This is a genomic window from Pseudomonas putida, from assembly GCF_022627325.1.
GTDB lineage: Bacteria > Pseudomonadota > Gammaproteobacteria > Pseudomonadales > Pseudomonadaceae > Aquipseudomonas > Aquipseudomonas putida_X.
The window spans coordinates 1-321 of record NZ_JAETZZ010000050.1; the positions used below are offsets into that span (position 1 = coordinate 1).

Here is a 321-nt window from a genome sequence, read left to right on the forward strand (position 1 = left end):
TCTCGTAATTACCGCCTTCAACCTTGGTGATGCTGTTGGTCAGCGGCGCATTGGTGTTGTAGACGTTGTTCGGCGCAACAAAGTCGACCGAACCGGACGACTCGCCAACGCCGATGGTGATGGTTTGGCCGTTAGCCAGGGTCACGACCAGCGGCGAACCAGTAACAGGCGCCGATACCGAGGCGGTGTAAGTCACCACGCCACCTTCGACTACTGAAGCATTGGCGGTCAGGGTCACCGTGCTGGTATCGAGCGTATCGCTGACGTTAGTTACGGCTTCAGCCGGATTCACTGCGAGGTTCTCGAAGTCACCACCGGTGG

The 321-nt window shown here is 58.3% G+C and carries 1 protein-coding gene; it reads right to left on the minus strand.

Annotated features, from left to right (window positions below):
- On the minus strand, positions 1 to 321 hold a 321-nt coding region (locus tag JNA92_RS25660; protein WP_241807226.1), incomplete at both ends, for an immunoglobulin-like domain-containing protein.